The organism is Cedecea neteri NBRC 105707 = ATCC 33855 (assembly GCF_001571265.1).
In the GTDB taxonomy this organism is placed as follows: Bacteria; Pseudomonadota; Gammaproteobacteria; order Enterobacterales; family Enterobacteriaceae; genus Cedecea; species Cedecea neteri.
The window spans coordinates 1-6,004 of sequence record NZ_BCTL01000082.1 but is presented as its reverse complement, the minus strand read 5'-3'; the positions used below and the strand labels follow the sequence as shown (position 1 = coordinate 6,004).

Below are 6,004 nucleotides of genomic sequence, written 5' to 3'. Positions count from 1 at the left end.
CGATGAGAGCCGGTAACAAGGGCGTGGCTGCATGTAAAGCTGCAGTTGAAGTGAGCGGAACCTTAGCCAAGCTTTCATAGAACATATTTGTAGCTAAGGAACAGCCCACAGGGAGAGGGTGCAAACAAAAAAAACGGCAACCGAGGTTGCCGTTTTGCTTTTATTAGCCGCCCAGATAAGCACTTCTTACGGCTTCGTTCGCCAGCAGCGCATCGCCGGTATCTTCCAGCACCACGTGGCCGTTTTCCAGTACGTAACCCCGGTCGGCCAGCTTCAGCGCCTGGTTGGCGTTCTGCTCCACGAGGAAGATGGTCATCCCTTCGCTGCGTAATTGCTCAATGGTGTCGAAGATTTGCTGGATGATGATCGGCGCTAACCCCAGCGACGGTTCATCTAACAGTAACAGACGTGGCTGGCTCATGAGCGCGCGGCCAATCGCCAGCATCTGCTGTTCGCCGCCGGACATGGTGCCCGCCCGCTGAATACGGCGTTCGTGCAGACGCGGGAATAGATTGTAGACGCGCTTAATACGCGACTGAAACTGGTCACGTTCAGCAAAAAAGCCGCCCATCGCCAGGTTCTCTTCCACCGTCATGCGGGAGAAAACGCGGCGCCCTTCCGGCACAATCGCCACGGCCTCACGCATGATCCGCGCGGTGTGCCAGTCTGTAATATCTTTGCCATCAAACACAATGCGGCCGCTGGTCGCTCGCGGGTCGCCGCAAAGCGTGCCAAGCAGCGTGGTTTTCCCCGCGCCGTTAGCGCCGATGAGCGTAACAATTTCGCCTTGTTTGATATGCAGACTGACGTCGTGCAGCGCCTGGATTTTGCCGTAGTGGGCGCTCACCTTGTCAAACGACAGCATTACATTTTCCATCTTAAGCCTCACCCAGATAGGCGCGAATGACGTCAGGGTTGTTGCGGATTTGCTCCGGCGTGCCGTTGGCTAACGGCGTTCCCTGGTTCACCACGTAGATACGGTCAGAAATCCCCATGACCAGCTTCATGTCATGCTCAATCAGCAACACCGTGGTGTTGTGGTGATTACGCAGCTCCATGATCAGCTCATCCAGCTCATGGGTTTCTTTCGGGTTAAGGCCAGCGGCAGGTTCGTCCAGCATCAGGATCTCAGGCTGGGTTACCATGCAGCGAGCAATTTCAAGGCGACGCTGGTCGCCATAGGCCAGGTTACTCGCCTGGCGGTTAGCGTGCTCCAGCAGCCCGATACGCTCAAGCCAGGTTGCCGCTCTGTCCAGCGCTTCGCTCTGAGCACGGCGGAAACCCGGCGTTTTCAGCAGCCCGGAGAACACACCGGTTTTCAACTGCTGATGTTGGGCCACCAGCAGGTTCTCAATCACCGTCATTTCACGGAATAGTCGAACGTGCTGGAAGGTACGCACCACGCCCATGCGCGCAATCTGCTGGCCGGGTAAGCCTTCCAGATGCTGGTCGCGAAGCATAATGGTGCCGCCGGTTGGCTTATAAAAGCCAGTCAGGCAGTTAAATACCGTGGTTTTACCGGCCCCGTTCGGGCCGATAAGCGAAACAATTTCCTGTGGATGCAGCTCGAGCGAGACATTGTTGACGGCCAGCAGGCCGCCGAAACGCATCATCAGACCGCTTACGGATAACAATGGCTGACTCATGCCTGCTCTCCTTTCACTACTTGCTCTTTCCTCAGTTTCACGTGCGGGCGCGTCATCGGCAGCAGGCCCTGTGGACGCCAAATCATCATCAGCACCATCAGGCCGCCGAGCACCAGCATGCTGTACTCGTTCAGGTCACGCATCAGCTCGCGGGAAACCACCAGCAGAATCGCGGCCAGAATCACCGCGAACTGCGAGCCCATCCCGCCCAGTACCACAATCGCCAGCACAAACGCCGACTCGGCGAAGGTGAAGGATTCCGGGCTGACAAAGCCTTGACGCGCAGCAAACAGCGTCCCGGCAAAGCCAGCAAACGCGGCACTGATGGTGAACGCAGTCAGCTTGATACGGGTTGGGTTCAGGCCCAGCGAACGACAGGCGATTTCATCTTCGCGCAGTGCTTCCCAGGCACGACCCAGAGGCATACGCAGCAGGCGGTTAATCACGAACAGCGACAGCACCACCAGCAGCAGCGCCACCAGATAAAGGAAGATAACTCTGTCGCTCGGGTCATAGGCCACGTTAAAGAAGTTGCTGAAAGTATCCCAGCCTCCTTCGCGCGCGGTACGGCTAAACTCCAGGCCAAAGAAGGTGGGTTTTGGGATCTGGCTAATGCCGTTAGGGCCGCCGGTAATATCGGTATTGTTCAGCAGCAGGATACGGACGATTTCGCCGAAGCCCAGCGTCACAATCGCCAGATAGTCACCGCGCAGGCGCAATACCGGGAAGCCAAGCAGGAAACCCGCAGCGGCGGCGACCAGGCCCGCCAGCGGCAGACAGGTCCAGAAGCCCAGGCCGTAATAGTGGTTCAGCAGCGCAAAGGTGTAAGCACCGATGGCGTAGAAACCGCCGTAGCCCAGCACCAGCAGGCCGGACAGCCCCACCACCACGTTCAGCCCCAGGCCGAGGATGATGTAAATCATGGTTAACGTAGCAATGTCTACGGTGCCGCGTGAAACCAGGAATGGCCAGGCAACGGCCGCCACCAGCAGCGCCACGAGGAACAGCTTCTGCTTAACCGTGGAGCCGTCCAGCGCCGGCAGCACAAACTTCGGCCCGGACACTTTCTTCATACCCTTCTGGAACAGCGGGCGCAGCAGCTGGAACGCCAGCACCACAGCCGTGCCGATATAGACCCATTCCCAGCGCACGGAAGGCGCGCTGTTCACCACCAGTTTGGTGCCGTCCAGGCTTAGCTGAACGCCCATAAATACCGATGCTAAAACAAAGAACATGGCTGCGGAGAGCAGCGAAAAGACAACATGCATCGGTTTCATACTTTCTCAACCTCCGGACGACCCAGGATCCCGGTAGGCATCACCAGCAGCACCACAATCAGCAGCGCGAAGGAGACGACATCTTTATATTCCGTGCTCAGATAGGCAGACGTCAGCGCTTCGGCCACGCCGAGGATCAGGCCGCCAATCATCGCGCCTGGGATACTGCCGATACCGCCAAGTACCGCTGCGGTAAAGGCTTTCATGCCCGCCATAAAGCCGATGTACGGGTTGATTACGCCGTAGAACTGCCCCAACAACACGCCGGCCACTGCCGCCATCGCCGCCCCAATCACGAAGGTGAGCGAGATAACGCGGTCGGTATTAATGCCAAGCAGGCTGGCCATTTTCAGGTCTTCAGCACAGGCACGGCAGGCGCGGCCCATGCGGGAATAGCGGATAAACAGCGTCAGCGCCAGCATGGCGAGGAAAGTCACCACCCAGATAACCAGCTGCATAGTGGTAATGGTGGCGGTGAAGTTATCGCTCGCCCCCACAATCCACTGGCCGTTAAACAGGCTTGGCAGCGCGATATCGCGCGAGCCTTCCGTCAGGCTGACGTAGTTTTGCAGGAAGATGGACATCCCGATGGCGGAAATCAGCGCAATCAGGCGCTTGGAGTTACGCACCGGCTTATAGGCCACGCGCTCAATGCTCCAGCCATAGGCGCTGGCGATGATAATCGCGCCAATAAAGCCTGCGCCTACCAGCATCCAGCCCACATCAATTCCGAGCATCATTAGCGCGGCGATGATCATGAAAGAGACGTAGCTGCCGATCATATACACTTCGCCGTGGGCGAAGTTGATCATGCCAATAATGCCGTACACCATCGTATAACCGATGGCGATCAGCGCATAGGTACTGCCCAGCGTGACGCCGTTAAACATCTGCTGCAGGAAGTAGAGAAACTGCTCGGACATAACTTAACCTTTCCAAACCCGTATGGACGGGATATTGAATCCACTCTAAATAATTCGAGTCGCAGGAAGGCGGCAAGCTTGCTCATCCTCAGGAGCATACATAAGTATGTGACTGAGGTGAGCAAGCGCAGCCAACGCACCTGCGGCTCGAAGTATGACGAGTGGTCGCCTTACTTCGCCACAGAGGACGAACCATCGGCGTGCCACTGGAAGACACCAAATTCAAATCCTTTCAGATCGCCTTTCTCATCCCAGTTCAGCGGCCCAATCACGGTGTTTGCACCGTGTGCTTTTAAATCTTTCACCAGCGCAGCAGGATCTTTGCTGCCGGTGCGGTCCATAGCAGTTGCCAGAGACTGAACTGCCGCGTAGGTGATCCACACGTACGGGCCGCTCGGGTCTTTCTTCGCCGCTTTCAGTTCATCAACGATAGCTTTGTTGGCCGGATCCTGGTCATAGCGCTTAGGCATAGTGACCAGCATTCCTTCGCCAGCAGGTCCGGCGATGTTGGACAGAGAAGCGTTACCCACGCCTTCTGGCCCCATAAACTGAGTTTTCAGGCCTACGGCGCGTGCCTGACGCAGGATCTGCCCCATTTCCGGGTAGTAACCGCCGTAATACACGAAATCGATGTTTTCTTTCTGCAGGCGCGCTACCAGGGTGGAGAAATCTTTGTCCCCGGCGGTGATCCCGTCGAAGAACACAATATTAGCGCCGCCTTTTTTCAGGCCGTCCTGCACGGAACGCGCCAGGCCTTCACCGTACTGCTGCTTATCGTGGATGATCGCGATGCGCTGCGGCTTAACGTGCTCCAGAATATATTTGGACGCCGTCGGCCCCTGGGAGGAGTCGAGGCCTGCGGTACGCATGATCATGCCGTAGCCGCGCTGGGTCAGCTCAGGGTTGGTCGCGCCCGGAGTGATCATCAGGATGCCTTCATCTTCATAGATGTCGGAAGCCGGCTGGGTGGAAGAAGAACAAAGGTGACCGATGACGTACTTCACGCCGTCGTTAACGATCTTGTTGGCAACCGCTACGGCCTGTTTTGGATCGCACGCGTCGTCATATTCAACGCCGACCAGCTTGTCGCCTTTGATCCCGCCTTTGGCGTTGATGTCTTTGATAGCCTGGCGCGCACCGTTAAATTCCATGTCACCCCACTGCGCTACCGGGCCTGACATTGCCCCGACAACAGCCACTTTAATGTCTCCAGCGGTTGCCGCGTGAGACACAGCCAACGCCACCAGCCCGGCCAGTAATGTCTTCGCGTTCATCTTCATTCGTTCCATCCCCATAACTTGGTTAAAAAGCACGCAGTACTTTTTATAATCAATGACCATTTTTATCAGTGCCTTGAAGGAGTTAGCGGTAAATTTTACAATTTATCAGACTAAACTCTCTATTTTTCAGGCGATTAAGTAGAGATAATATTCTGTATTTCGCCATAGTTAAACAAAAAAAAGCACTGAAATCAGCATAAAATAGCGGTACAAAGAGCCGAACAATTCACTGGATTTTAGTGCTTTATCCTGGTCAGGATTCAATCTGCCGCGTTAAAGGCTGGCTTAGCTTTACGCTAAAAAGTAATCAACTGCTGAACGGCATAAAAAAGATAAAGCGTCTGAGGCAAATAAATTGGTTACACTCGAGGTTTTCCCGCTTTTTGGTTAGGTCACTTATGAAACTCACTATCATTCGTCTGTTTGAGTTTAGCGCTCAGGATAAAATTGACCTCGGCAAGATCTGGCCGGAATACTCCAGCGGTTCGCTGACGCTTAGCGATAATGAAAGGATCTACGCGGCAAAATTTAACGAGCGCCTGCTCGGCGCGGTGCGCGTCACGCTCACAGGGGATGCCGGGGCGCTGGATTCGCTGCGGGTGCGTGAAATTACCCGCCGCAGAGGCGTGGGGCAGTATTTGCTCGAAGAGGTTATGCGTGATAACCCAGCAGTTGCACACTGGTGGTTGGCGGATGTTGGCGTAGAGGATCATGCCGTGATGACGGCGTTTATGCAGGCTTCCGGATTCCGCGAGCAGAGCGGCGGTTGGGGGAAATAAACTGCCCTATGAAGGTACGCCTAAGATTCCGTTCACTTCCAGTCCTGTTTTATATGCATCCACCGCAACGGTGAATGTCTCGGGAGAATCACCGTCATT

Annotated in this window: 6 protein-coding genes; 1 reads left to right on the top strand and 5 read right to left on the bottom strand. The window is 55.6% G+C overall.

The features are described 5' to 3' along the window. Positions 1-163 precede the first annotated feature (163 nt). The 5 genes from livF to livK all read right to left on the bottom strand — a co-directional run bounded on the left by livF (position 164) and on the right by livK (position 5,126). Positions 164-877, bottom strand: a complete 714-nt coding sequence (gene livF / locus CNE01S_RS23140; protein ID WP_072279219.1) for a high-affinity branched-chain amino acid ABC transporter ATP-binding protein LivF — start codon at positions 875-877, stop codon at positions 164-166. A gap of 1 nt (position 878) precedes the next feature. Continuing rightward, positions 879-1,646 carry a high-affinity branched-chain amino acid ABC transporter ATP-binding protein LivG gene (gene livG, locus CNE01S_RS23135; RefSeq protein ID WP_038477929.1) on the bottom strand — a complete coding sequence of 256 codons (768 nt, stop codon included), beginning with the start codon at positions 1,644-1,646 and terminating at the stop codon, positions 879-881. Beyond that, a complete protein-coding gene (locus CNE01S_RS23130; protein ID WP_061278963.1) occupies positions 1,643-2,923 on the bottom strand; it encodes a high-affinity branched-chain amino acid ABC transporter permease LivM in 1,281 nt (426 codons plus the stop codon). Before CNE01S_RS23130 ends, livG begins: the two co-directional genes overlap by 4 nt. Continuing rightward, positions 2,920-3,846, bottom strand: coding sequence for a high-affinity branched-chain amino acid ABC transporter permease LivH (gene livH / locus CNE01S_RS23125; RefSeq protein ID WP_008457946.1), 927 nt, complete (start codon positions 3,844-3,846; stop codon positions 2,920-2,922). The genes CNE01S_RS23130 and livH overlap by 4 nt, the downstream gene beginning before the upstream one ends. 170 nt (positions 3,847-4,016) lie before the next feature. Continuing rightward, a complete protein-coding gene (gene livK / locus CNE01S_RS23120) occupies positions 4,017-5,126 on the bottom strand; it encodes a high-affinity branched-chain amino acid ABC transporter substrate-binding protein LivK (protein WP_039288573.1) in 1,110 nt (369 codons plus the stop codon). A 398-nt stretch (positions 5,127-5,524) separates the two neighbouring features. Here livK and panM point away from each other — a divergent pair, with 398 nt between their 5' ends. Next, entirely contained in the window at positions 5,525-5,905 is a 381-nt protein-coding gene (gene panM / locus CNE01S_RS23115; protein WP_039288576.1) for an aspartate 1-decarboxylase autocleavage activator PanM, read from the top strand. The last annotated feature ends 99 nt before the right edge of the window (positions 5,906-6,004 follow it).